Origin of the sequence: Massilia sp. UMI-21, assembly GCA_015277795.1 — a bacterium.
Taxonomy (GTDB): domain Bacteria; phylum Pseudomonadota; class Gammaproteobacteria; order Burkholderiales; family Burkholderiaceae_D; genus Telluria.
In genome coordinates, this window is sequence record CP063848.1 from 2,380,236 (window position 1) to 2,404,783 (window position 24,548).

The 24,548-nt window shown below is 64.7% G+C and carries 22 protein-coding genes and 5 tRNA genes; 15 read left to right on the forward strand and 12 right to left on the reverse strand.

Going from position 1 to position 24,548, the window contains the following annotated elements; all coding sequences use genetic code 11:
* Positions 1-7: 7 nt before the first annotated feature.
* From IM543_10550 to IM543_10565, 4 genes are all read right to left on the reverse strand, one after another.
* Positions 8-92 (reverse strand) — tRNA-Leu (locus IM543_10550).
* 56 nt (positions 93-148) lie between these two features.
* Positions 149-233 (reverse strand) — tRNA-Leu (locus IM543_10555).
* Between the two features lie 61 nt (positions 234-294).
* Positions 295-379: transfer RNA gene (locus IM543_10560), tRNA-Leu, on the reverse strand.
* A gap of 47 nt (positions 380-426) precedes the next feature.
* Positions 427-511, reverse strand: a tRNA-Leu gene (locus IM543_10565).
* A gap of 325 nt (positions 512-836) precedes the next feature.
* Between IM543_10565 and rnr the strand changes: the two genes are divergently transcribed.
* The 4 genes from rnr to IM543_10585 all read left to right on the forward strand — a co-directional run bounded on the left by rnr (position 837) and on the right by IM543_10585 (position 5,848).
* Positions 837-3,494: a ribonuclease R gene (rnr, locus tag IM543_10570; GenBank protein ID QOY96219.1), complete on the forward strand. Its 2,658-nt coding sequence runs from the start codon at positions 837-839 to the stop codon at positions 3,492-3,494.
* A gap of 3 nt (positions 3,495-3,497) precedes the next feature.
* Complete coding sequence (rlmB, locus tag IM543_10575; protein ID QOY96220.1) at positions 3,498-4,241, forward strand: 23S rRNA (guanosine(2251)-2'-O)-methyltransferase RlmB; 744 nt, start codon at positions 3,498-3,500, stop codon at positions 4,239-4,241.
* Between the two features lie 148 nt (positions 4,242-4,389).
* Positions 4,390-5,127: a serine O-acetyltransferase gene (gene cysE / locus IM543_10580; GenBank protein QOY96221.1), complete on the forward strand. Its 738-nt coding sequence runs from the start codon at positions 4,390-4,392 to the stop codon at positions 5,125-5,127.
* A 7-nt stretch (positions 5,128-5,134) separates the two neighbouring features.
* A complete protein-coding gene (locus tag IM543_10585; GenBank protein QOY96222.1) occupies positions 5,135-5,848 on the forward strand; it encodes a YceH family protein in 714 nt (237 codons plus the stop codon).
* On the opposite strand, the gene IM543_10590 is transcribed toward IM543_10585, so the two are convergent.
* The 4 genes from IM543_10590 to IM543_10605 are packed head-to-tail and all read right to left on the reverse strand — an operon-like array spanning position 5,808 to position 8,863.
* Positions 5,808-6,644, reverse strand: a complete 837-nt coding sequence (locus IM543_10590; protein ID QOY96223.1) for a hypothetical protein — start codon at positions 6,642-6,644, stop codon at positions 5,808-5,810. The genes IM543_10585 and IM543_10590 overlap by 41 nt on opposite strands.
* 4 nt (positions 6,645-6,648) lie before the next feature.
* Positions 6,649-7,614 carry a hypothetical protein gene (locus IM543_10595; protein ID QOY96224.1) on the reverse strand — a complete coding sequence of 322 codons (966 nt, stop codon included), beginning with the start codon at positions 7,612-7,614 and terminating at the stop codon, positions 6,649-6,651.
* A complete protein-coding gene (locus tag IM543_10600; GenBank protein QOY96225.1) occupies positions 7,611-8,483 on the reverse strand; it encodes an ABC transporter ATP-binding protein in 873 nt (290 codons plus the stop codon). The genes IM543_10595 and IM543_10600 overlap by 4 nt, the downstream gene beginning before the upstream one ends.
* The gene (locus IM543_10605) at positions 8,480-8,863 is read right to left on the reverse strand and encodes a GntR family transcriptional regulator (protein ID QOY96624.1); all 384 of its coding nucleotides are present in this window, start codon (positions 8,861-8,863) and stop codon (positions 8,480-8,482) included. Before IM543_10605 ends, IM543_10600 begins: the two co-directional genes overlap by 4 nt.
* Before the next feature lie 192 nt (positions 8,864-9,055).
* Here IM543_10605 and IM543_10610 point away from each other — a divergent pair, with 192 nt between their 5' ends.
* Positions 9,056-9,448: a type II toxin-antitoxin system MqsA family antitoxin gene (locus IM543_10610; protein QOY96226.1), complete on the forward strand. Its 393-nt coding sequence runs from the start codon at positions 9,056-9,058 to the stop codon at positions 9,446-9,448.
* Positions 9,449-9,547: 99 nt separating this feature from the next.
* Here the strand turns inward: IM543_10610 and IM543_10615 are convergent, their stop codons facing one another.
* From IM543_10615 to IM543_10625, 3 genes are all read right to left on the reverse strand, one after another.
* Entirely contained in the window at positions 9,548-10,306 is a 759-nt protein-coding gene (locus IM543_10615) for a UDP-2,3-diacylglucosamine diphosphatase (protein QOY96227.1), read from the reverse strand.
* Positions 10,307-10,346: 40 nt separating this feature from the next.
* The gene (locus IM543_10620; protein ID QOY96228.1) at positions 10,347-10,838 is read right to left on the reverse strand and encodes a peptidyl-prolyl cis-trans isomerase; all 492 of its coding nucleotides are present in this window, start codon (positions 10,836-10,838) and stop codon (positions 10,347-10,349) included.
* Positions 10,839-10,900: 62 nt separating this feature from the next.
* Positions 10,901-11,560 (reverse strand): peptidylprolyl isomerase, encoded by a 660-nt coding sequence (locus IM543_10625; protein QOY96229.1) that lies wholly within the window; start codon positions 11,558-11,560, stop codon positions 10,901-10,903.
* A 243-nt stretch (positions 11,561-11,803) separates the two neighbouring features.
* Here IM543_10625 and IM543_10630 point away from each other — a divergent pair, with 243 nt between their 5' ends.
* The 6 genes from IM543_10630 (at position 11,804) to IM543_10655 (ending at position 17,988) form a co-directional block, all read left to right on the forward strand.
* Positions 11,804-13,189: a cysteine--tRNA ligase gene (locus IM543_10630; GenBank protein QOY96230.1), complete on the forward strand. Its 1,386-nt coding sequence runs from the start codon at positions 11,804-11,806 to the stop codon at positions 13,187-13,189.
* Positions 13,189-13,878, forward strand: coding sequence for a DNA-3-methyladenine glycosylase 2 family protein (locus IM543_10635; GenBank protein ID QOY96231.1), 690 nt, complete (start codon positions 13,189-13,191; stop codon positions 13,876-13,878). Before IM543_10630 ends, IM543_10635 begins: the two co-directional genes overlap by 1 nt.
* Positions 13,879-14,001: 123 nt before the next feature.
* Positions 14,002-14,979: an acetyl-CoA carboxylase carboxyltransferase subunit alpha gene (locus tag IM543_10640; protein ID QOY96232.1), complete on the forward strand. Its 978-nt coding sequence runs from the start codon at positions 14,002-14,004 to the stop codon at positions 14,977-14,979.
* Positions 14,980-15,038: 59 nt separating this feature from the next.
* Positions 15,039-16,406: a tRNA lysidine(34) synthetase TilS gene (gene tilS, locus IM543_10645; protein QOY96625.1), complete on the forward strand. Its 1,368-nt coding sequence runs from the start codon at positions 15,039-15,041 to the stop codon at positions 16,404-16,406.
* A gap of 141 nt (positions 16,407-16,547) precedes the next feature.
* On the forward strand, positions 16,548-17,795 hold the full coding sequence (locus IM543_10650; protein QOY96233.1) for an aspartate kinase: 1,248 nt from the start codon (positions 16,548-16,550) through the stop codon (positions 17,793-17,795).
* Between the two features lie 100 nt (positions 17,796-17,895).
* Positions 17,896-17,988: transfer RNA gene (locus IM543_10655), tRNA-Ser, on the forward strand.
* 277 nt (positions 17,989-18,265) lie between these two features.
* On the opposite strand, the gene IM543_10660 is transcribed toward IM543_10655, so the two are convergent.
* Positions 18,266-19,090: a universal stress protein gene (locus tag IM543_10660; protein ID QOY96234.1), complete on the reverse strand. Its 825-nt coding sequence runs from the start codon at positions 19,088-19,090 to the stop codon at positions 18,266-18,268.
* Between the two features lie 428 nt (positions 19,091-19,518).
* Here IM543_10660 and IM543_10665 point away from each other — a divergent pair, with 428 nt between their 5' ends.
* From IM543_10665 to IM543_10680, 4 genes are all read left to right on the forward strand, one after another.
* Positions 19,519-21,036: a pilus assembly protein TadE gene (locus IM543_10665; protein ID QOY96235.1), complete on the forward strand. Its 1,518-nt coding sequence runs from the start codon at positions 19,519-19,521 to the stop codon at positions 21,034-21,036.
* Positions 21,033-21,539: a pilus assembly protein gene (locus IM543_10670; protein QOY96236.1), complete on the forward strand. Its 507-nt coding sequence runs from the start codon at positions 21,033-21,035 to the stop codon at positions 21,537-21,539. The genes IM543_10665 and IM543_10670 overlap by 4 nt, the downstream gene beginning before the upstream one ends.
* Positions 21,526-22,131 carry a pilus assembly protein gene (locus tag IM543_10675; GenBank protein QOY96237.1) on the forward strand — a complete coding sequence of 202 codons (606 nt, stop codon included), beginning with the start codon at positions 21,526-21,528 and terminating at the stop codon, positions 22,129-22,131. The genes IM543_10670 and IM543_10675 overlap by 14 nt, the downstream gene beginning before the upstream one ends.
* A 258-nt stretch (positions 22,132-22,389) precedes the next feature.
* On the forward strand, positions 22,390-24,324 hold the full coding sequence (locus IM543_10680; protein QOY96238.1) for a PAS domain S-box protein: 1,935 nt from the start codon (positions 22,390-22,392) through the stop codon (positions 24,322-24,324).
* The last annotated feature ends 224 nt before the right edge of the window (positions 24,325-24,548 follow it).

Here is a 24,548-nt window from a genome sequence, read left to right on the forward strand (position 1 = left end):
TAGAGTTTGGTGCCCACGGAGGGACTCGAACCCCCACACCTCGCGGCACATGGACCTGAACCATGCGCGTCTACCAATTCCGCCACGTGGGCATATGTACTGCTGTTACTGCTGTTACTTCTATTACTGCGGATCACTTCCAGTAGAGTGGTGCCCACGGAGGGACTCGAACCCCCACACCTCGCGGCACATGGACCTGAACCATGCGCGTCTACCAATTCCGCCACGTGGGCATCTGTACTGCGTTTATTTCTATTACTGCGTTTCTATTACTGCGGATCACTGCCAGTAGAGTGGTGCCCACGGAGGGACTCGAACCCCCACACCTCGCGGCACATGGACCTGAACCATGCGCGTCTACCAATTCCGCCACGTGGGCATCTGTACTGCGTTTACTTCGATTACTGCGGATCACTTCCAGTAGAGTGGTGCCCACGGAGGGACTCGAACCCCCACACCTCGCGGCACATGGACCTGAACCATGCGCGTCTACCAATTCCGCCACGTGGGCACTGAACTAACTCTGCTACAATAGCAGGCTTTGTCATTTTTCGCCAGATCAACTTTCGTTGACCGCAGCGTCGAACGGACTCACCGCTACTGCTTCTCTCCCGCTGCAGCGAGCTGCGTTGCTGAAGAGACCGAGATTATAGCGGATGGATTGCAAAAGTCAAAAGCCCCACGGCGGGTTTTCCATCGGGATGCTGCGAGCACACTTTGCAGCGCGCGTTAGGCGAATCCGGCGGCTCTCCGTTACACTACGCCTGTCAAGGTGTCAATCAATCCGGGTGACCGCACCGGCGGTGCCGATTCATTAAGAGAAACAAGAAAACGATTTGAAGCAACCTACTCATACCATTCCAAGCCGCGAGGAACTCCTCGCCGCCTTCCGCAGTGCCAAGGGCCCGCTCGCCGCAAGCGACCTGGCGCGCGCACTGAAGGTCAAGCCCGCCGCGCAGGAAGTGCTCGGCCGCCGTCTGAACGCCATGGAGCGCGACGGTCAGATCCGCGCCGATGCCGGCGGCGCCTATGTGTTGGCCGACCAGTCCGGTTTCGTCACCGGGCGCGTCAGCGCACACCGCGACGGCTACGGCTTCGTCATTCCGGATGAGAGCGGCGACGACCTGTTCCTGAACGATAAGGAAATGAGCAAGGTGCTCAACGGCGACCGCGTGCGCGCACGCGTCACCGGCACCGACCGTCGCGGCCGTCCGGAAGGGACCATCGTCGAAGTGGTCGAGCGCGCCAATACCCACCTGATCGGCCGCCTGATGAACGAAGGCGGGGTCTGGATCGTCTCGCCGGAAGACATCCGCATCAGCCAGGACGTGCTGGTGGCGGGCGGGCCGGGCAAGGCCAAGGCGGGGCAGGTGGTCAGCGTCGAACTGATCGAGCAGCCCGCGCGCTTCCAGCAGCCTACCGGCAGGATCGTCGAGGTGCTCGGCGAACTGGACGACCCGGGCATGGAAATCGAAATCGCGGTGCGCAAGTTCGGCGTGCCGCACGTGTTTTCCGCTGCCGCGCTGAAGCAGGCCAACCGCCTGCCGAACGAAGTGGTCGATGCCGACCTGCGCGACCGCGTCGACCTGCGCGACGTGCCGCTGGTGACGATCGACGGCGAAGACGCGCGCGACTTCGACGACGCGGTCTACTGCGAGCCGGTGAAGATCGGCGCCGCCCGCGGCTACCGCCTGCTGGTCGCCATCGCCGACGTCAGCCACTACGTCAAGCCGAACGACGCGCTCGACGAGGATGCGATCGAACGCAGCACCTCGGTCTACTTCCCGCGCCGCGTGATCCCGATGCTGCCCGAGAAATTGTCCAACGGCCTGTGTTCGCTGAACCCGGCGGTGGACCGCTGCACCCTGGTGTGCGACATGGTGGTCACCGCGGACGGCGAAGTGACGGCCTACCAGTTCTACCCGGCCGTGATGCACTCGGCCGCGCGCCTGACCTATAACGAAGTGGCCGAGATCCTCGGCAACACGGCCGGTCCGGAAGCGCAGCGCCGCCCCGGCATCGTGCCGCACCTGCTGCACCTGAACGAGGCGTTCCGCGCGCTGCTCAAGGCACGCCAGGAACGCGGTGCGATCGATTTCGAGACCACCGAGACCTACATCGTCTGCAACGCCGTGGGCAAGATCGAGAAGATCATCCCGCGCACCCGCAACGATGCGCACCGCCTGATCGAGGAGTGCATGCTGGCCGCCAACGTGTGCGCGGCCGACTTGCTGATTCGCCACAAGCACCCGGGCACCTTCCGCGTCCACGCGACCCCGACCGAGGAAAAACTGCTGCAGCTGCGCACCTTCCTGAAGCTGGTCGGCCTGAACCTGGGCGGCGGCGCCAAGCCGAGCGCGCGCGACTACGCCGAAGTGATGCAGAAGATCAAGGAGCGCCCGGACGCCGGCCTGCTGCAGACCATGCTGCTGCGCTCGATGCAGCAGGCCGTCTACAGCCCGGACAACGTCGGCCACTTCGGCCTGGCCTACGAGGCCTACGCCCACTTCACCAGCCCGATCCGCCGCTATCCCGATCTGCTGACCCACCGCGCGATCAAGGCCATCCTGCTCGGCAAGAAGTACGAGCCGAAGGGCATCGAGCTGGGCAAGCTGAACACGACCATCTCGAATTCGGCGCGCAAGCAGGCCGCGAAGGACAAGGCCGCCGGCACCCAGAAGAACGAGAAAGACCTCACCATCTGGGACGCGCTGGGCGTGCACTGCTCGGCCAACGAGCGCCGCGCCGACGAAGCCTCGCGCGATGTCGAGAACTGGCTGAAGTGCTACTTCATGCAGGATAAACTCGGCGAGGACTTCACCGGCACCGTGTCCGGCGTGACCCCGTTCGGCATCTTCGTCACGCTCGACCAGCTCTACGTCGAGGGCCTGGTGCACATCAGCGGCCTGGGCACCGACTACTTCCAGTACGACGAAGCGCGCCACGAGCTGCGCGGCGAGCGTAGCGGCCAGACCTACAAGCTGACCAGCAAGGTCAAGGTCAAGGTCGCGAAGGTGGACCTCGAGGCGCGCAAGATCGATCTGGTGTTGGCCGCCGACACGCAGGAAGCCGTCCCGGCGCCGCTCGAGCGGGCGCGCCAGGCCGCGATCGAGGCGCGCGAGCCGAAGCCGCCGAGGAAGCGCAAGGCCAGGGGCGAGTCCGCACCGGCGCCGGTGGAGCCGTCGCGCTACACCAGCACGGAAGAGCAGGAGGAGCAGGGCGGGCAGCACGCGCAGGACGGGCAGCACGCGCAGGATGCGCAGGACGAGGACGTCGTCTTCGTCCCGCCGCCGCGCAGCGCCCGCAAGTCGGCTGCAAAATCGGCTGCAAAGTCGGCTGCAAAGCCCGCCGCCAAGCCCGTGGCCGATAGCGCGCCAGGGAATGCCGGCAAGCCCGCCGCTAACACACCCACCAAGCGTGCGACCAAGAGCGCACCGACAAGCAAGGCGGGAGCAAAGACCCCCGCGTCCAAAACCAGCAGGAAGAAACAGTAATACATGAAAAATAAAATGTTATTCGGGTTCCACGCCGTGACCTCGCGCTTGCGTCACGAGGCCCAATCGGTGGAAGAGATCTTCGTCGATGCCGAGCGCAATGATGCTCGCATGAAGGCCTTGATCGCCAGCGCAAAAGAGGCCGGCGTGCGCGTGATGCCGGTCGACGCCGGCCGTCTCGACAAGATCACCGGCACCCGCCGCCACCAGGGCGTGATCGCCTTCGCCAGCCAGCTGGCGCTGGCGCGCAACCTGGACGAGCTGCTCGACGCCATCGAGGGTCCGCCGCTGCTCTTGATCCTCGACGGCATCACCGATCCGCACAACCTGGGCGCCTGCCTGCGCGTGGCCGACGGCGTCGGCGCGCATGCGGTCATCGTCCCGAAAGACCGCGCGGTGGGCCTGAACGCAACCGCCGCCAAGGTGGCCAGCGGCGCGGCCGAGACCGTGCCCTACATCACCGTCACCAACCTGGCGCGCACCATGCGCGAGCTGAAGGACCGCGGCATCTGGCTGATCGGCACATCTGACGACGCCGACAAGGGCCTGTACGAAGCCGATTTCACCGGCCCGACCGCGCTGGTGATGGGGTCGGAAGGCGAGGGCATGCGCCGCCTGACGCGCGAAACCTGCGACCTGCTGGTCAATATTCCCATGTTCGGCTCGGTCGAGAGCCTGAACGTGTCGGTCGCGTCGGGCGTCTGCCTGTACGAGGCGCGCCGCCAGCGGATCGCGCGCGAAGTCTAAGCCGGCTTGCGCACATGGGGGGAACGATGCCGTCGGCATGGTTCCCCCCATTTGCTTGTGCGCCCATGCGCGCAGGCTTCCCGGCACCACCCAAGCAAACCCCCGCGACATACGCTACCATCCAAGCTGGTTGGCGATCATCCCTATCATGTTTTCTCATTTACGCGACGATATCCAGAGCATCATCCAGCGCGACCCCGCCGCGCGCAACGGCTGGGAAGTCCTGACCTGCTATCCCGGCCTGCACGCCGTGATCATGCACCGCTGGGCGCACGCCTGCTGGAAGCGCAAGCTGAAGTGGGTCGGCCGCTTCATTTCCTATGTCGCCCGCATCGTCACCGGCATCGAGATCCACCCCGGCGCGACCATCGGCCGCCGGGTCTTCATCGACCACGGTTTCGGCGTGGTCATCGGTGAAACCGCGGTGGTCGGCGACGACTGCACCATCTACCAGGGTGTGACGCTGGGCGGCACCACCCTGGTGGCCGGCACCAAGCGCCACCCCACGCTCGAACGCGGCGTCATCGTCGGCGCCGGCGCCCAGGTGCTGGGCGCCTTCACGGTCGGCGACTATGCCAAGGTCGGCTCCAACGCCGTGGTCATCAAGCCGGTCCCGAGCGGGGCCACCGCGGTCGGCAACCCGGCCCACATCATCCGCAAGGAAGACCAGTCTCGCAGCGCCCAGCTGTTCGCCGCCTACGGCGTCACGGCCAACGGCGACGACCCGCTGTCGAAAGCCCTGCGCGCGCTGGTCGACCACGTGGCGCGCCAGGACGAGCAGATCGAGCGGCTTACCAACACCATGCGTGAAGCCGGCCTGTGCTGCCCGAAGCTGGCCGAGGGTGATAAACTCGATCAAGAACAACTGAACCGACTGGTCGATTGAGGAAAGAATGACGAATGACGTGACGGGCGCGCCCGAGACCACCGAGACCCCCGAGACCTCTGGCGCGCCTGCGAATGCCGCCATGCTGGACCCGACCGAGATCCGCGTGCTCGCGGTGCTGGCGGAAAAAGAGGCGCTGACGCCCGATAACTACCCGATGTCGGTGAACGCGATCGTCAACGGCTGCAACCAGCTGTCGAGCCGCGACCCGATCATGCAGCTGAGCGACGAGGCGGTCCAGGATACCCTGCAGCGCCTGATCGAGAAAAAGCTGGTCGGCGCCATCTCGCAGGCCGGCGCCCGCGTCGTGAAATACGAGCACCGGATGCGCATCAAATGGACGCTGGAGCAGGACAAGGTGGCCGTGCTCAGCATCCTGATGCTGCGCGGCCTGCAGACCGCCGGCGAGATCCGCACCCGCAGCGGCCGCCTGTTCGAGTTCAAGAGCGTGCCCGAAGTCGAGTCCGTGCTGCAGTTCCTGATCGATAAGTACCCGCCGCTGGTGGCCAGGCTCGACCGCGCCCCCGGCACCAAGGAGGCGCGCTACGGCCACCTGCTGGGCGGTGAACTGGCCGCCTACGAGCCGCCCGCCGCCGGCGCCGGCCTCGGTGGAGGGGGCGCGAGCCGCGTCGGCCAGCTGGAACAGGAAGTCGCGGCCCTGCGCGGCGAACTCGAGGACCTCAAGGCGCAGTTCGAGGCGTTTCGCCAGCAGTTCCAGTAGCCGGCGGGGCTGCCGGGGCTGCCGGGGCTGCCGTCTCTGCATAGCTCAGTTCGATCCGCGCCTCGTCGCCCCAGTTGGCATTCCCGATCGGTACGTGGTAAGTCTCCCCATTGACTTCCAGCTTGGCCGAGCGGTTCCCGTCAATCAGCACCGCCCCTGACAGCGGCCGCTCGCTGCGGAAGGGGAAGTGCGCATTCTTGCTGGCGCCTTCCCATCGAAAATCCTCCGGATCGCCAAAGAAGCCGCACCAGTCGGTGCGCAGCAGGATGGTGTTGATGCTCAAGACCCAGAAGGTCGGGATCTCCGCCTTGGCCATCGCGACCGTCACCTTGCATTCCAGCCGCAGGTCGCCCAGGCGCCGCTGGTTGGGCGGCAGGCCCGGCGTGCGGATGTCGGGCTCGGTACGGTAGACGCGGCGCTTGCGGTTCAGTTCCAGCTCGCTGTCCGCGTCCTCGGCGGCCTCGCTGCGCGGCACCACGAAACGCAGGTCGGCATCGATGGCGACCGGCAGCCTGAAGCCGCCGTCGCCGACCAGGCGCGCCGCCAGCGGCTCCTTGGCCTCGTCCTTCTTGCGCGCCGTGAGCTGGAAGCGCAGGCGCTCGGCCGCGGGCGCCAGGCCGTGGTGCCGGTCGAAGGCGTCCAGGCCGGCCAGGATGACCTTGTACTTGCGGACCTCCGGATTGCGCATGGCGTTCACATGCACGGGCTCGAGCTCGCGGACCGGCTTGTCCTCCGCGGCGGCGCTGGCGCCGCAGAGGAGCGCGCTCCCGAGCAACAGGATGGGCAGGGCGCGCATCCGCTCAGCCTTCATCGCGCCAGCGGCGCAGGCGAATCGCGGCGTAGATCATGCCGGCGCCGACCGCCGCGGCGATCCAGGTGCCCGGATGGGCCAGCGTGGAATACGACAGGCCGAGCAGCTGGACCGGGTCCAGGCCGACTTGCTGGTTGATGACCTCGATGTCGCTGTGCGACAGCCAGATCCCGGGCACCAGTCCGGCCAGGCCGCGCATCACGACTTCGCCCACGAACCAGTCGATGTCGAAGATGGTGTCCGACACGTGGCCGACGATGAAGTTGAACCACTTCAGCACCAGCACCACGATCAGCGGCGTGCCCACCGCCCACAGGAAGACCTTGGAGCGCGCCCAGCTCGACACCATCAGCAGCCAGCCGACGGTCGGCAGGGCCCAGATGATGTACAGCGGCAGGAAGGCCAGCAGGTACAGCGGGCTCAGGTACAGGTTCGGTTCCATCAGCACCGGGGCGAACAGGTTGAAGCCCTTGCCGGTGGCGCTGATCATGCCGAGCACCAGCAGCAGCAGCGAAGTGGCGGTGCCGATCGCGATCGTGACCAAGGGCGCCACCACCAGGGCGGTGAGCACTTTCGACAGCACGGTGTCGCGGTCCGACAGCGGCAGCGACTTCCAGAACAGGATGCTGCGGTCGCGGCGGTCGTCGTGCAGCGCCGACAGGCAGTAGAAGAACACCACCACGGTCAGCACCAGGAACAGCGGCGCCGCCAGGCCCATGTAGCCCGAGGCCGCGATATTGGCGATCTTGTAGCGCAGCGCCGGCGGAATGCCCTGGATCGAGACCACGTCGTGGCCGTTGATCTGGACGGCTTCATGTCCGCCGAAGGCCATCGCGTACATGAAGCCGCCGCCCACCAGCAGGATCATCGCCGCCGCCACCGCGACCGGCGCCCAGAAGAAGGCTCCCTTGTGCTCCCAGAACTCGCGCCGGAGCAGCCATTTCATCGTTTTCATGCGTAGCTTCCTTTCATGGTTGCGACGAACAGGTCGGCAACGCTGGGGTTGCGGGTCTCGCCGAGCTGGGCGAGCTGGGTGCGCGACACGCTGCCCGGTGCGGCCGAGTCGAACAGCATCACCGACTTGCCGAACACGGTGCGCTTGTCGATCGGCGCCAGCGCGTTGGCGGCGCCGAGCTTGTCGGCCGCGACCATCACCTCGGTATAGCGCTCGCCGATTTCTTCCATCGAGGCGGCCAGCACGATCCTGCCTTCGCGGATGAACATCAGGTCGGTCAGGATGTGCTCGACCTCTTCCACCTGGTGGGTGGTGATGACGATGGTCTTTTGCTCGTCAAAATAGTCTTCCAGCAGGTTCTGGTAGAACTGCTTGCGGTAGAGGATGTCCAGTCCGAGGGTCGGCTCGTCCAGCACCAGCAGCCGGGCGTCGATCGCCATCACCAGCGCCAGGTGCAGCTGGACGATCATGCCCTTCGACATTTCCTTGACCTTCATGCCGGGCGTCAGCCTGGTATTGGCGATGTAGCGCTCGGCCTTGGCGCGGTTGAAGCGCGGATGCACGCCTTCCACGAAGTCGACCGCATCCTTCACGCGCAGCCAGCGCGGCAGGATCGCGACGTCGGCGATGAAGCAGACTTCCTTCATCAGGTCGTCGCGCTGGGTACGCGGGTCGAAACCCAGCACCGACAGCTGGCCGTCGAAGGGAATCAGGCCGAGGGCGGCCTTGAGCGTGGTGGTCTTGCCCGAGCCGTTGGGGCCGATCAGGCCGACGATGCGGCCGGCGGGCACCTCGAAGTCGATGCCGTCGACGGCGGTACGCTTGCCGTAACGCTTGCTCAGGCCGCGTGCGGAAAGGACGGCATTCATGCTGAACCTCCCGGCGCGTGCTTGCCCGACGCCTGCAGCAGTTCCTCGACATTCAGGCCGAGGCGGCGGATGCGCTCGACCATGGCGGGCCATTCTTCGCGGACGAAACGCTCGCGTTCGGTGGCCAAGAGTTTCTCGCTTGCTCCTTCGGTAACGTACATGCCAATTCCCCTTCGCTTTTCCACTAAGTTCTCGTCGACCAGTTCCTGGTAAGCCTTCGATACGGTGATCGGATTGAGCTGATATTCGGCCGCGATCTGGCGGACCGAGGGCAGGGCGTCGCCGGCTTTCAGAATACCGTCGAGCATCATGCCCACCACCCGCTCCTTGAGCTGGCGGTAAATGGGTGCGTTGTCATTCCAGCCGACTGTCATGTTCAGTCCTCCCTTGTGGTGCTGCCTGGTTCATGGTTGGTCTCCCTTGTTGTCGCCGTGTTGGCTGTTGCATTGAGGTGGTGTTGTAGTGAAGTATAACAGTGGCTTGATAAATGTAAACATACATATTGAACAAAAGTCGGGCGCGGCCTCATCGCGCACTTTGATAGGATGGGGGACGGATAACAGGAGGAAGCGATGCTGAAGTGCCCGAACTGTGGTGTCTCGCCACTCGCGCATGCGGTCAGGGAAATGCAGTACACCTACCAGGGGCAGACCACGACGATTCCCGAGCTCGTGGTCGAGCAGTGTGCCGGGTGCAAGGAGGTGATGTTTGCCCATGGCGAGCACGATCACTACGGCGAACTGGTGACGGCCTTTCGCAGGCAGGTGGATGCGCAGGAAGGCCAGGCCCTCGGCGCGCTGCGCAAGGGGCTGGGCTTGACCCGGGAAAAGGCAGATGCGCTGCTCGCGGACGAGGCCGGCGACTTTGCGCGCTACGAAGCCGGTGAGGCGCGTGCGCCGGTGGCCTTGGTGAAGCTGTTGCGGATGCTGGGGAAGCACCCCGAATTATTGGATGCGGTCCGGTAGGGTGGGCAGGTTTCCTGCCCACGCGTTCAAGCAGTTCAGGAACAGCCGCGACGTCTGCGCAAGCGGGAGTTGAACGCGCGGGCGGGGGACCCGCCCACCCTACGATAAACCGTGCTGGGTGATGCTGCCATCATGGCCAAGCGCGATCCACCCGCCACGGCGCGGCTCGACATCGAGCTCCCAGTCCGGCAACACGTAACGCAGCTTGCCGTCGGTCTCGTGCACGGCCGGCCGGTGCGTGTGCCCATGAATGATCACGCTGGCATCGGTGGCGTCGAACAGCGCCTGCACGGCCCCGGGCGCCACATCCATGATCTCGCAGGACTTGCCGGCCTGGGCCTCGCGGCTGCCTTCGCGCAGGCCGGCGATGATCGCCTTGCGCTGCGCCAGCGGCATGCCGAGGAATTGCCCCTGCCATTCGCGGTCGCGGACCTGGGCGCGGAAGGCCATGTACTTGAGGTCGGCAGTGCACTGGGCGTCGCCGTGCACCAGGGCGATGCGCCTGCCGCCGGCCGTGATGAGATGGGGTTCTTCCAGCAGGCTGAGCCCGGCCGCCTCGGCAAAGCCGGGCCCGACGAGAAAATCGCGGTTGCCGGCCAGCCAGTAAACGGCGGTGCCCGCATCGCTCACGGCGCGGATGGCAGCGATGACTTGCTGGTGGAATGGCTCGGCAAGATCGTCGTCGCCGGCCCAGTATTCGAAGATATCGCCGAGCAGGTAGAGCCGCTCGGCATGTATCGCGCGCCCGGCCAGGAAAGCCAGGAAGGCTTCGGCCGTGCGCGGATGTGCGGCCTGCAGGTGCAGGTCCGAGATGAAGAGCGCATACGGCGGGGGCGCCGAGGACGGGAGGGTGCTCATTGGATCGATGGGACTTGCCGCCCCCGGCGCACGTGCGGCATCAGACGATTTCGGCCTTCTCGATGATGACCGGGTCGACCGGCACGTCGGAGTGCATGCCGCTGCGGCTGGTCTTCACGTCGTTGATCTGGTCGACCACGTCCTGGCCTTCGGTGACCTTGCCGAACACGGCATAGCCCCAGCCGTCCTGGCCCGGGTAGTTCAGGAAGGCGTTGTCCTTGGTGTTGATGAAGAACTGTGCCGAGGCCGAGTGCGGCGCCGAGGTGCGCGCCATGGCGATGGTGTACTTGTCGTTTTTCAGGCCGTTCTTGGCTTCGTTCTCGACGGTCGCGTCGGTCGGCTTCTGCTGCATGCCCGGTTCGAAGCCGCCGCCCTGGATCATGAAGTCCTTGATCACGCGGTGGAAGATGGTGTTGGTGAAATGACCCTTGTTGACGTAGTCGACAAAGTTGGCAACGGTTTTCGGCGCTTTATCGGCGTCGAGTTCGATGGTGATGTTGCCCTTGTTGGTGGTCATGCGAACGCTGGTCATGTGCTGTCCTGTCCTTGGTTATTGTTAAAAGGTGTGTGTCGAAATCGAAGATTGCACATCCGCTATTTTACAAGCTTGTCGCCCTTGAGCACGGTCACGGATTGAATGAAGATCGGGGTCACCGGCACGTTCTGCATGCCGCGTACGTCGTCCACCAGCACGCCCTTGATCTTGTCGACGACTTCCTGGCCCTTCACGACCTTGCCGAAGACGGTGTAGCCCGAGCCCTTGTAGTTCGGGTAATCGATGCCCGAATTGTCGGCCACGTTGATGAAGAACTGGGAGGTGGCCGAATCCGGGTGGTCTTCGCGCGCCATCGCGATGGTGTACGGCTGGTTCGACAGGCCGTTGTCCGATTCGTTCTTGACCGGCTTGTTGGTCTTGCGGCCCTCGAACTTCTCGTTCATGCCGCCGGCCTGGATCATGAAGCCGTCGATCACGCGGTGGAAGATCGTGCCCTTGTAGAAGCCTTGCTTGACGTACTGCATGAAGTTGGTCACGGTCTTCGGCGCCCGCTCCTCGTCGAGCTGGACGACGATGGCGCCCATCGAGGTCTTGATGGCCACTTGCGGGCCCTGCATGACAGGGGCGGCAGGGACGGCAACGGCGGCAGCGTCGACCGGCGTTTCCTGCGGCGCGGCCAGCGCGGCGCCGGACAGGAGCAGGGCGCCGGCGCCCAGGGTGATGCCCTTGAGCAGCGAGCGGCGGATCGAAGTGGTCATTGTCTAGGCTCTCCTCTGGTGGACACCGCGCAAGGCGGTGTCAAGTCTTTTCCCGAAAAATAAAGCTGAACCATATGCGGCCAGCCGGGATTTTAACAATGCTATACTTTGCGCAGAACGTCCCATTCTATCAAAGAAGAACAACACCAGAGGATTCAGACGATCTGGACGCACACCCGCCGTGCCTGCACTACCGTGCACCGCCGTCTCCGCCCCGATCCTCTCCCTCACCAGAATACACCCATGAGCCAACTCAAGATTTACAACACGCTCGCGCGTGACAAGCAGGTATTTGTCCCGATGGAAGCCGGCAAGGTCGGCATGTATGTGTGCGGCATGACCGTCTACGACTACTGCCATGTCGGGCACGCGCGGATGATGATGGCCTTCGACGTGATCTATCGCTGGTTGCTGGCCTCGGGCTACGAGGTCAGGTATGTCCGCAACATCACCGACATCGACGACAAGATCATCCGCCGCGCGGTCGAGAACGGCGAGACCATCGGCCAGCTGGTGGCGCGCAACCTGCAATACCAGCATGAAGACATCGCCGCGCTGAACATCCTGCCGCCGAGCGTGGAGCCGCGCGCCACCGAGTACGTGCCGCAGATGCTGTCGATCATCGAGCAGCTCGAGTCGAAAGGCCTGGCCTACAAGAGCGATGACGGCGACGTCAACTATGCCGTGCGCGGCTTCGAAGGCTACGGCAAGCTGTCCGGCAAGTCGCTCGACGACCTGCGCGCCGGCGAGCGCGTCGACGTTAGCGGCGGCAAGCGCGACCCGCTCGACTTCGTGCTGTGGAAGGCCGCCAAGGAGTCCGAACCCCTGGAAGCCAAGTGGGACTCCAAATGGGGCAAGGGTCGTCCGGGCTGGCACATCGAGTGCTCGGCCATGTCCTGCGCCACCCTGGGCCAGCACTTCGACATCCACGGCGGCGGCGCCGACCTGCAGTTCCCGCACCACGAGAACGAGATCGCCCAGTCCGAAGGCGCGTTCGGCGGCAAGATGGTCAACTACTGGATCCACAACGGCTTCGTGCGCGTGGACAACGAGAAGATGTCCAAGTCGCTGGGCAATTTCTTCACCATCCGCGACGTGCTCAAGCAGTACGATGCCGAAGTCATCCGCTTCTTCATCCTGCGCGCGCACTACCGCAGCCCGCTGAACTATTCGGACGTCCACGTCGACGACGCCAAGGCTGCGCTGACCCGCCTGTACACCGCACTCTCGACGGTCGACATCGGGCTTGATGCCCCTGCCGTGGACTGGGACGAGGCCCATGCCGTCCGGTTCCGCGAGGCGATGGACGACGATTTCAACACGCCGCTGGCGGTGGCCGAGCTGTTCGACCTGGCCGGCGAAGTCAACCGCAGCAAATCGATCGTGGCCGCGCGCCAGCTGAAGGCCCTGGCCGGCGTGCTGGGCCTGCTCGAGCGTGCGCCGCAGGCCTACCTGCAGGGCGGTGAGCCGGGTGGCGACGCGAATATCGATGAGGCCATCGCGCGCCGCGCCGCCGCCAAGAAAGACCGCAATTTTGCCGAAGCGGATGCCATCCGCGCCGAACTGACTGCCGCCGGGATCATCCTGGAAGACAAGCCGGACGGAACGACGACCTGGCGCCGCGCATAATGGCGGCCGACAAGGACAAGTCCGCCGCCTCCGGCATGCAGGACGCGCAGGTCGCCCACGACACGCCACAGGACGAGCTTTCCGTTCCCGCCTACTGGGCGGAAGCGAAGGCCGAGCTCATGGGGCGCGACCGCATCATGGCCAAGCTCATCCCGCAGTTCGGCGACCTGCACCTGCGCGGCCATCCCGACCCGTTCACCACGCTGGCGCGTTCGATCGTGGGCCAGCAGGTGACGCCGAAGGCGGCCGACGCGGCCTGGGGCAAGTTGCTGGCGATCTGCCCCAGGCTCTCGCCGAGCCAGGTGCTCAAGGCCGGCGCCGTCGAGCTGGCCGGCTGCGGACTGTCCAAGCGCAAGACCGAATACATCCTCGACCTGGCCGACAGCTTCAAGGCCAAGCGCGTCCATGCCGACCAGTGGTCGCGGATGGCGGACGAGGCCGTCATCGCCGAGCTGGTCCGGATCCGCGGCATCAGCCGCTGGACAGCGGAGATGTTTTTGATATTTAATCTGCTCCGTCCAAACGTGTTGCCGCTCGACGATCCCGGCCTGATCCAGGGTATCAGCCAGAATTACTTCTCTGGCGAACCCGTTTCCCGCAGCGATGCACGCGAGGTGGCAGCCAACTGGGAGCCCTGGCGAACGGTGGCAACCTGGTATTTATGGCGAAGCCTCGATCCGCTGCCTTGATCGCTCTTTGATCGATCACTCGGTTCGGGTACGGTAGAATAACGCCCAAAACAGGGGTCCGCGAGACCCGGTGCATGCTGCGCGAACGGAAACGCTGCGGCCACCAAATAATCCGGAGGTACAATGACTAAAACAACTTTCCTCAATTTTGAGCAGCCAATCGCCGAGCTGGACTCCAAGATTGAAGAGCTGCGCTTCGTGCAGGACGACTCCGCCGTCGACATCTCCGAAGAGATCGACCGCCTGGCCAAGAAAAGCCAGCAGCTGACCAAGGACATCTACGCCAAGCTGACCCCGTGGCAGGTGTCGCAGATCGCGCGCCACCCGCAGCGTCCGTACACCATGGACTACGTGAACGCGATCTTCACCGATTTCCACGAACTGCACGGCGACCGCAGCTTCGCCGACGACCAGTCGATCATCGGCGGCCTGGCCCGCTTCAACGGCCAGGCCTGCATGGTCATCGGCCACCAGAAGGGTCGCGACACCAAGGAGCGCGCGATGCGCAACTTCGGCATGCCGCGCCCGGAAGGCTACCGCAAGGCCATGCGCCTGATGAAGCTGGCCGAGAAATTCAACCTGCCGATCTTCACTTTCGTGGACACCCCGGGCGCCTTCCCGGGCATCGACGCCGAAGAGCGCGGCCAGTCCGAAGCGATCGGCCACAACCTGTACGTCATGGCCGAGCTCAAGGTGCCCCTGATCGCCACCATCATCGGTGAAGGCGGTTCGGGCGGGGCACTGGCCATTGCCGTCGGCGATGCCGTGCTGATGCTGCAGTATTCGACCTACTCGGTGATCTCGCCGGAGGGCTGCGCCTCGATCCTGTGGAAGACCTCGGAGCGCGCCAGCGACGCCGCCGACGCACTCGGCCTGACCGCGCACCGCCTGAAGGCGATGGGCCTGATCGACAAGATCGTCAACGAACCGCTGGGCGGCGCCCACCGCGATCCGAAGCAGATGGCGCAGTTGCTCAAGCGCGCGCTGGCCGACACCCTGCGCCAGTTCCAGGGCATGAAGACCAAGGACCTGCTCGAAGCCCGTCACGCGAAGCTGATGAGCTACGGCAAGTTCAAGGAAACGCTGCCGCGCGAAGAGTGAGCTCCACCAAGGCCGGGCGCCGTCCCGGCGTGAACCTTCCGGCAGTCTTTGCGCAGGCCATGGATGGCCTGCGCGCAAGCTATTCCCCCACCTCGATCGCGATCGCCTGCAGCGGCGGTCTCGATTCGATGGCGCTGCTGCGGCTTGCGCACGCCTGGGCAGGGCAGGACATTCCCCTGCATGCCTTCCACGTCCACCACGGGCTGAGCCCCAACGCCGATGCCTGGCTGGCCCACTGCGAGCAAGCCTGCGCGGCGCTCGGCGTCGCCTTCGACCATCGCCGCGTCGCGGTCGTGAAGGGCAGGGACGGGCTCGAGGCGGCGGCGCGCAAGCTGCGCTACCGCGCGCTCGGCGACATGTGCGTGCAGCACGGCGTGCCATTGCTGCTCACCGCCCACCACCTCGACGACCAGGCCGAGACGGTCCTGCTGCAACTGCTGCGCGGTTCCGGCCCGGCCGGCCTGTCGGGCATGGACGCGGCAAACCGCGCACCCGGCCTGCTGGGCGACGCGGCGCTGGTGATGGCGCGGCCGCTGCTGCCCTGCGCGCGCGCCCAGCTCGAGGATTTCGCGCGCGCCGAAGGCCTGGCCTGGGTCGAGGACGAGTCGAACAGCGACCCGCGCCATGCGCGCAATGCGCTGCGGCACGCGGTGATGCCGGCCCTGGCCGCCAGCTTCCCGGGTTTCCAGCAGCGCCTGGCGCGCGGCGCTGCCCACGTACAGTCGGCCCAGCGCATCCTGGACGAAGTGGCGGCCCAGGACCTGGCCGCCTGCCTCGACGGCGAAGCGGTCGTTCTCGCGCGCGTGCAGCAACTCAGCCGCGACCGCGCCGACAACATGCTGCGCCACCTGTTTGCCAGCCGCGGGCTGGCCATGCCATCGACCGCCTGGCTGGGCGAAATGCTGTCCCAGCTGTTCTCGGCGCGCGAGGATGCCCAGCTGAAGATGACGCATCCGGCCTGCCATATCCGCCGCCATCGCGGCAGGCTCCATATCACGCCGAAGCTGCCTGAGCTGGCCGGCATGCGCGACCCGGACGACGAAGGCGTGCTCGTCAAGGAAGGCGAAGGCTTCCTGTGGCGCGGCGAGGCTGCGCTGGCGTTTCCGGCCTACGGCGGGGTGCTGCACTTCGAGCAGGCGGCGCAGGGCTTCGATCCGGCCTGGCTGCGCAGCCGGCCCTTGACGATCGACTTTCGCAAGGGCGGTGAACGCCTCAAGCCGGCCGCCAACCGCCCGACCCGCGGCCTGAAGGCGCATTACCAGGCGCTGGGCGTGCCGGCCTGGGAGCGCGAACGCGCCCCGGTGATCTGGGCCGAGCGGGAGCTCCTGTTTGCCGCCGGCATCGGCATGGATTGCCGCCATCTGCGGCAAGGGCAGGGCGCATGCATCGCACTGCGCTGGGTGGCCGACCCGCTCCAGGGCGGGTAAGGAGTTTCTATACGAAAAAGGTATTACTTTATTTTCTTTTCGTATAGCTTTTTCTCCCAAGCCGGCTTGTGATACTGCGCTGCAGCATGCTAGAGTAAAGATCTCCCTTTGATCTTTCAACAAGCTGGAACCCTTCCTGATATGGCTTTAATTGTCCACAAATATGGCGGAACGTCGATGGGCTCGACGGACCGTATCAAGAATGTCGCGGCCCGTGTGGCGAAGTGGCATGATGCCGGCCACCAGATCGTGGTCGTGCCTTCCGCAATGTCCGGTGAAACCAACCGCCTGATTTCGCTGGCCAAGGAAATCATGCCGCAGCCGGATCCGCGCGAACTGGACATGATTGCCTCGACCGGCGAGCAGGTTTCGGTCGGCCTGCTGGCGATGGCGCTGCTGGCGACCGGGAAGGACGCGGTGTCCTACACCGGCTGGCAGGCGGGCATTCGCACCGACTCCTCGTTCACCAAGGCGCGCATCCAGTCGATCGACGACACCCGCGTGCGCGGCGACCTGGAAGCCGGCAAGATCGTCATCATCACGGGTTTCCAGGGCATGGACGATGAGGGCAATATCTCGACGCTGGGCCGGGGCGGTTCCGACACCTCGGCGGTGGCGATCGCGGCCGCACTCAAGGCCGACGAGTGCCTGATCTACACCGACGTCGACGGCGTCTACACGACCGATCCGCGCGTGGTGGACGAGGCGCGCCGCCTGACCAAGATCACCTTCGAGGAAATGCTCGAACTGGCGTCGCTGGGCTCGAAAGTGCTGCAGACGCGTTCGGTCGAATTCGCAGGTAACTACCAGGTCCCGACGCGCGTGCTGTCGTCGCTGACCGACCCCCTGATGCCGCTGGACGAAGAAGCGCAGTCCGGCACCCTGATTTCGTTTGAGGAAGAAAGCAACATGGAACAAGCCGTCATCTCCGGTATCGCCTTCAATCGCGATGAAGCCAAGATCACCGTCCTGGGCGTGCCGGACAAGCCGGGCGTCGCCTTCCACATTCTGGGGCCGATCGCCGACGCCAACGTCGAAGTGGACATGATCATCCAGAATCAGTCGGTGGACGGCAAGACCGACTTCACCTTCACCGTCTCGCGCAACGACTACGTCAAGGCGATGGCGGTGCTGGAATCGCAGCGCGAGTCGCTGGGCGCCGCCAAGATCCTGGGCGACGCGAAAGTGTCGAAGGTATCGGCGGTCGGCGTCGGCATGCGCAGCCACGTCGGCGTGGCCTCGCAGATGTTCCGCACCCTGTCGGAAGAGGGCATCAATATCCTCATGATTTCGACCTCGGAGATCAAGATTTCGGTGCTGATCGATGAGAAATACATGGAGCTGGCAGTGCGCGCCCTGCACAAAGCTTTTAACCTCGAGCAAGCTTAACAATTTTCAAAATTTTTGGGCGTGCGTCCTTGACGCAACGAACCCCAGCCCTTAAGATGCCTGCACTCAGCGCTGACTGACAAGTTAGTTGGCGCTGATGGGAGACGTGGCCGAGTGGCCGAAGGCACTTCCCTGCTAAGGAAGCATACGGCTTATACCCGTATCGTGGGTTCGAATCCCACCGTCTCCGCCAAGTTGCAAATAAAGAAGCCACCCATCGGGTGGCTTTTTTATTTGTAACTTGCGGAGACGAGCGCAACGCCTCCCATTGGTCGGCTTTGCCCTGTCGCGCTTTGCGGGTGTCGCCAAGGCGAGAGATTCGAAGGGTCGCGCGTACTCGCGCGACCGCGGCCCGCGGGACGTGGGCGAATCCCTGCCTGCACGGAGATGCAAGTGCCGAAGCCACCCATCGGGTGGCTTTTTTATTTGTAACTTGCGGAGACGAGCAAAGCCCCCATTGGTCGCTCAACTCAATGCGCCACCATCACCGGCAACGGCGCGCGGTCCAGCAGCGCGCGGGTGACGCCGCCCAGCACGATCTGGCGGTAGCGGCTGTGACCGAAGGCGCCGGTGACCAGCAGGCCGGCGCCGGCGGTGCGGGCGATGCCGATCAGGGCGTCGCCGGCCGAGGCCTGGGTACGCTCCACGACCACCTCGACCCGCACGCCGTGGCGCGCCAGGTAGAGCGCCATGTCGGCGCCCGGTTCTTCGCCGTGCAGGCCGGTTTCCAGGTCGGGGTTGACCAGCGCCAGGCGCACGGTCTGGGCGCGTGTCAGGACCGGCATCGCGCCGGCGATGGCGCGGATCGCCTGGGCGCTGCCGTCCCAACCGACCACGACGCTGTCGGCGATCGGCTCGTCGGCGTAGGAAGGCGGCACCACCAGCACCGGGCGCACACCGTGCATCGCCAGGTACTGCGGCAGCCCGCGCACCGTGGTGGCGTCGCCGGCGTCCTGGCCGGTGACCACCAGGTCGGCATAGCGCGCCTGCAGCAGCAGGGCGTCGCGGTTCTCGTCCTCGACCATGCGTTCCTCGAACGAGGCGACGCCCAGCTGGCGCGCGCGCTCGGCGAAGCCTTGCAGACTGTCGCGGGCGAGCTTGCGCAGGGAATCGAATTCGCTGATCGGCGTCACCGCCATCGAGCCGGTCAGCATGGCGTAGGCAGGCCAGGACATGCCGGTGGCGGCGCAGCCGACCAGGTGCGCCTCGTGCGCATTGGCAAGCCAGGCAGCGGCGCGCAGGCGGGCATCGGTCAGCTTGCTCTCGTCGACATGGACAATGATGGTCTTGAACATGGCAGATCCTCCTCTTGGGCGTGGTCGGGCTCTGGAAAGAAAGGCGGCCCGGCACCTCAACTCTAGCGCCGACAGGATGCCATGTCACAGAAACGGGTGACGCAGATCAAACGCTAGCTAAAATTCCTGTGTGTCCGCGCCCCAGTCTGCAGTGTCCTGCTCGACCTGGGCGACGACCGGGCGGCCTTCGCCGCCGCGTCGGACTGTCGAACATCGCCCAATAGCCCGTGGCGATTGGGCGAACCCTGCAACCTGAGCTTGAGCTGACGCAAGATCATCATCCATCGGCCTCAACCCGCGCGGGTGCCATGGAACAGGCCGGCTCCGGCTTGTTGCGGCTCAAAGCCTCGGGACATGCGCGTCCTAATATTTTCTTATCGCTAATTGCGAGGTCGCAATATCTCGCATCCCTGCCATAAGGAAAGCCAATGAGGGAAGCAGCCCAGGCGCCCGCGCCCGCCGGACCGCAAGCGGCACGGTCGACGATACCGCGAAACCGCCATGCCTTTGCACTGCGTCGGCAGGCTGGCGTCATCGGCATCATGCTTGCGTTTCTGCTTCCCGTGATCATCGGCTTCATTGCCCTGGCGCTTGAGTTGGGGCGCTTTTATAACCGCAAGGCGGAAATGCAGGCTGTGGCCGATGGTATCGCTATTTCTGCAGCAAAAAAACTCGATGGAAGCAGCAACGGTATCGACGAGGCGCTCGCGGCGGCGCGCGACGTGCTCGAAAGCGGGGGCGACAGTTCGTCGAAGCCCCGCTACGCCTACGAAAAGACCATGAGTTTTTCCGACGCAGCAATCAGCTTCGCCACTTCTCCGGACGGAGACTGGCGCGACGCCACCACGGCCAGGGCGGCTCCGGCCGGACTGGCGTATGTCAGAGTCGATACCGATGGCCTGAATGCCGCTTACGGACGGGTCGATCTGCTGTTCATGCGCGTCCTGAGCAGCATGACCTCGATGACGGTGTCGCATACGGCGGTCGCCGGAAGACAGCGCCTGAAACTGCTGCCGCTTGCAATCTGCGCGATGTCGCGGGATCCCGATCAGCCGTTCGTGGAAAGGGTGACGGCGGATGGATTGTCGGAACTTACCGAGTATGGTTTCCGGCGCGGGGTCAGCTATAACCTGCTGAAACTGAGTCCGCATACGTCCACTGCGGTGAATTATGTGGTCGATCCGATCAGCCTGCCTCCGAAGAGTGCCGATTTTTCGACACGGAATGTGGGGCCCTATGTCTGTACCGGCACCGTGGAACTGCCGAAGGTGGTCGGCGAGACCCTGAATGTGAAAGATGGCTTTCCGATCGCCGACTTCGTCAATCAGCTGAACTCGCGCTTCAATGTTTATTCCGGCACCGGGAAATGCAGTCCGACGGCAGCGCCGCCGGATACCAACATCAGGCAGTACACGTATACGAACCTCGCCTGGATGGATACCCCGAACGAGCAGGTGGCGGCTGCGGCGGCGTCGGCAAGCAGGCTGCAGACCGTGGCCGACCTGGATCCCCACGATCGAAATCCGAAGGATTACGGGCCGCTATGGGCCTTTGCCCGTCCGGTTCCGTGGTCGGCCTATGCACCGGGGCAGGCCGAACCTCCAGCAGGGTATACGCCGTTCGAAGCGAGCGGCACCGTATGGAAGTCCTTGTACAGTACTGGCCCGGGACTGAAAACCTATCCGACAGATTCGAAGACCGGGCTGCAGCTCGCGCCGTATTTTGCGTCGGTCCTGGACCCGGCCACCAATTACCCGGGCGTGCGTTACAGACGGGTGCTGAACGTGCCGCTGCTCGATTGCCCGGCTGCCGGCCCGGCGGGGAAAGTGCTCGCGGTAGGCCGTTTCTTCATGACCGTGCCGGCGAATGCGAACGGCATCTATGCCGAGTTCGCCGGTGCGAGCTTACAAGAGGAAGTTGGCGGTCCGGTGGAGGTGTACCGATGAACAGATTGCTGCCGGGGTCCAGGCGCAAGGAGCACGGCGCGGTGGCCGTGGAATTCATCATCCTGATGATGACCGTACTCGTCCCCTTGCTCGTCGGGGCAGTGTTCTTCGGGCGCTTCTATTGGCACTATACGGTTGCCGAGAAGGCCGCGCAGGATGCAGCCAGGTTCGTTGCCGGAGCGAGCCCGACAGAACTGAAAACACAGTGTTCGGTGGCCTTTTTCAGAGGACCATGCATCGTTATGACGGCGATGAGTCTGGCATATAAAGAAACGGAGGAGCTCAATCCTGGTGGTGCGGCTTTGCCTGAAGTATTTATTTATTGCGACAACATTGGCTGTTCATCTGCGCGAGGATCCGCTCCGACCATGATTTCTGTCGCAATCAAGATGGACGTCGAGGACCCCATCCTTACCGGGCTCTCGTCATTCCTGACCGGTTCCGAAGACAAGATCAGCTTTCCGATTACCGCGACTGCGAGAAGCCATTATGTCGGCAACTAAGCCCCGTCACATCAAGCGCAAGGGAAAGCAGAAGGGCGTTGCGGCGGTCGAATTCGGACTCGTGGTGGTCGCCTTTCTCATCGTCGTCCTCGGCATCCTGGAGCTGGCCCGTGCGATGTACATGATGAATACACTGCCCGAAGTCACCCGGAGTGCGGCGCGCGCGGCGGCGAACATTTCGTTCAAGGACAGCGCCGCACTCGATCTTGCGCGCAAGCGTGCGGTCTTCAACGAGGTATCGGGCGCACTGCCTTTCGGCAGCCCGATCACCTACCGGAATATCCGGTTCGAGTACCTCAAGCTGCGGGCGAATTACTACGAGATGGAGCTGATTCCCTCCAGCGCCATGCCAAGTTGCCCCGCAAGAAACAGGCTCAACTGCATGAACGATCCCCACAGCGCGGGTGACACCTGCATCCGTGCCGTCCAGGCCCGGATCTGCCAGGAAGGGCAGAGCGAAGGAGTCTGTACCCCGGTCGAATACCAGTCTCTGTTCTCGATCATCGACCTTCCTTTGAGCCTGCCGACGTCGCTAACGATCGTCACTGCCGAAACCCTGGGCTACAGGAGCGGAGACCCTCCCTGCCTGTAGGCGCGGTGCCCCAGCATCCATCTCACGCTGGCGGCAATTTCCAGGCGATCGGCGAAGCGTTGCGCGCCACCGACGAGCGAGCCCGAACGCGGCGCTGTCTGGCGATCATGACAAGTGACTTGCCGGTCAAGTCACAGATTCTCTCGATTGCGACACATTGTTGTGTACACAACACTAACATTTTGTGCTGGAAATTGAGTATCTGATACAGTTCGGTCTGGACGGCAGCCTTGCCGTCACTTCAACCCACGGATGTGTATGCCCGCTGCCCCACTGCCACCAGACGAACTTGACCGCCTGTCGATGCTCGACGCCCTTTGCCTGCTAGATACGCCGCCCGAACCGGTATTCGACCGGGTCACCCGCCTGGTCAGCCGTGTGCTGGATGTGCCGATGGCGATGTTCTCGCTGGTCGATGCCGATCGCCAGTGGTTCAAGTCGCGCGTCGGCGTCATGCTCGAGGAGACGCCGCGCGAGCACGCCTTCTGCGCGCATGCGATCGGCATGAGCGCGCCGCTGGTGGTCAACGACGCGCGCCAGGACGGGCGCTTCAGCGACAACCCGCTGGTGAACGGTCCGCCCGAAATCCGCTTCTATGCGGGGGTGCCGATCCGCACCACGGCGGGCCTGGCGATCGGGACGCTGTGCGCGCTCGACACCAGGCCGCGCACGCTGGGCGAGGAAGAGGCGCAGGTGCTGGCCGACCTGGCCGCGATCCTCACCAAGGAAGTGCAGTACCGCGAACGCCTGGCGGTGGCGCGCGACGAGCTGGCGCGTTCGAGCCAGGTGCTGGGCGCCAGCGAGGCGCGCTTTCGCAGCATCTTCGACATCGCCAGCGTCGGCATCGCGCTGGTGGCGCCGGATGGCGGCTGGATCAGCGTCAACAAGACCCTGTGCGACATCGTCGGCTATAGCGAAGAAGAACTGTGGCGCCTGACCTTCCAGCAGATCACCCACCCGGACGACCTGGCGGCCGACGTCGACCAGCTGGAAGCGATGGTGCGCGGCGAGATCGACCAGTTCCAGCTCGAGAAGCGCTACATCCGCAAGGACGGCAGCCAGGTCTGGATCAACCTGAATGTGTCGCCCAAGCGCAACCCGAGCGGGGAGGTCGAGTACTACGTGTCGGTGATCAAGGACATCGGGGCGGAAAAGGCGGCCCAGGCGGAACTGGCCGCACTCAACGCCGAACTGGAGCAGCGGGTCGATGCGCGCACCGCCGAGCTGGTGGAAGCCAACCGCTTGCTCACCGAGGCCGTCGAGCGCCAGCGCGCCACCGAGGCGGCGCTGCGCGCGCGCGAAGCGGAAATCCGCAGCGTGGTGGAAAACGCGAACGATGCCTACATCAGCCTGGACGAGGCGGGAACCGTCAGGGACTGGAACCGCCAGGCCGAGGCAACCTTCGGCTGGCCACGCCACGAGGCCCTGGGGCGCAAGCTCGAAGAACTGATCATTCCGGAAGAGTACCGCGAACACCATGTGCAGGGCATGGAGCGCTTCCTCGCCACGCGTATCGCGGGCGCGGTCGACCAGCGCCTGGAATTGCCGGCGCTGCGGCGCGACGGCAGCACGCTGACGGTCGAGGTGCGCATCCGGGCGCTCGAGCTCAACGGCCGCACCATGTTCAGCGCCTTCCTGCACGATATCAGCGCGCGCAAGCAGGAGCAGGCCAGGCGCGACTACGAGAACCGCCACGACCAGCTGACCGGGCTGCTGAACCGGCGCGCGCTGCTCGAATCGATCCCGATGGCGCAGGCGCGCGCGCGCCGCAGCGGCAAGACGGTGGGCATGCTGTTCATCGACCTGGACGGCTTCAAGGCCGTCAACGATTCGCAGGGCCACGAGGCCGGCGACATCCTGCTGGGCGTGATCGGCGAGCGCCTGCGCGCCGTGGTGCGCAAGACCGACAGCGTGTACCGGCTGGCGGGCGACGAGTTCACGGTGCTGCTGGAAGACATGGCCGACACCTTCGACGACGCCCACATGGTGGCCGAGAAGCTGATTAATAGCATTGCCGAGCCGGTCGAGCTGCCGGGCCGCGCGGTGCGCGTGCGCGCCAGCGTCGGCATCGCGCTCGACACCGGCAGCCCGGTGCGCACGCCCGACGAGCTGCTGAAGGAAGCCGACCACTTCATGTACCAGGCCAAGAAGGCCGGGCGCGGCCGGGTGTGCTCGGCGCGCCGTCCGTACTGAGCCGGTCGATTCGGGCCTGGCGTATCGCCTGGCGGGCCGGCATACAGGCCGAACTCCGGCGGCGCCAGCGCCCGGCGCCACTGTCTTCGTGGCCACGCCGGTCTTCCAGAGAGGTATCCATCCTCGCCCGTTTCGCCAATCGGGCGGCGGAACGGGCAATAAAAGCCGCTTGACCTTCCCATCGTGGGAAGGAATATCCTTCAGGTATGCATGGCAGAAGGAGG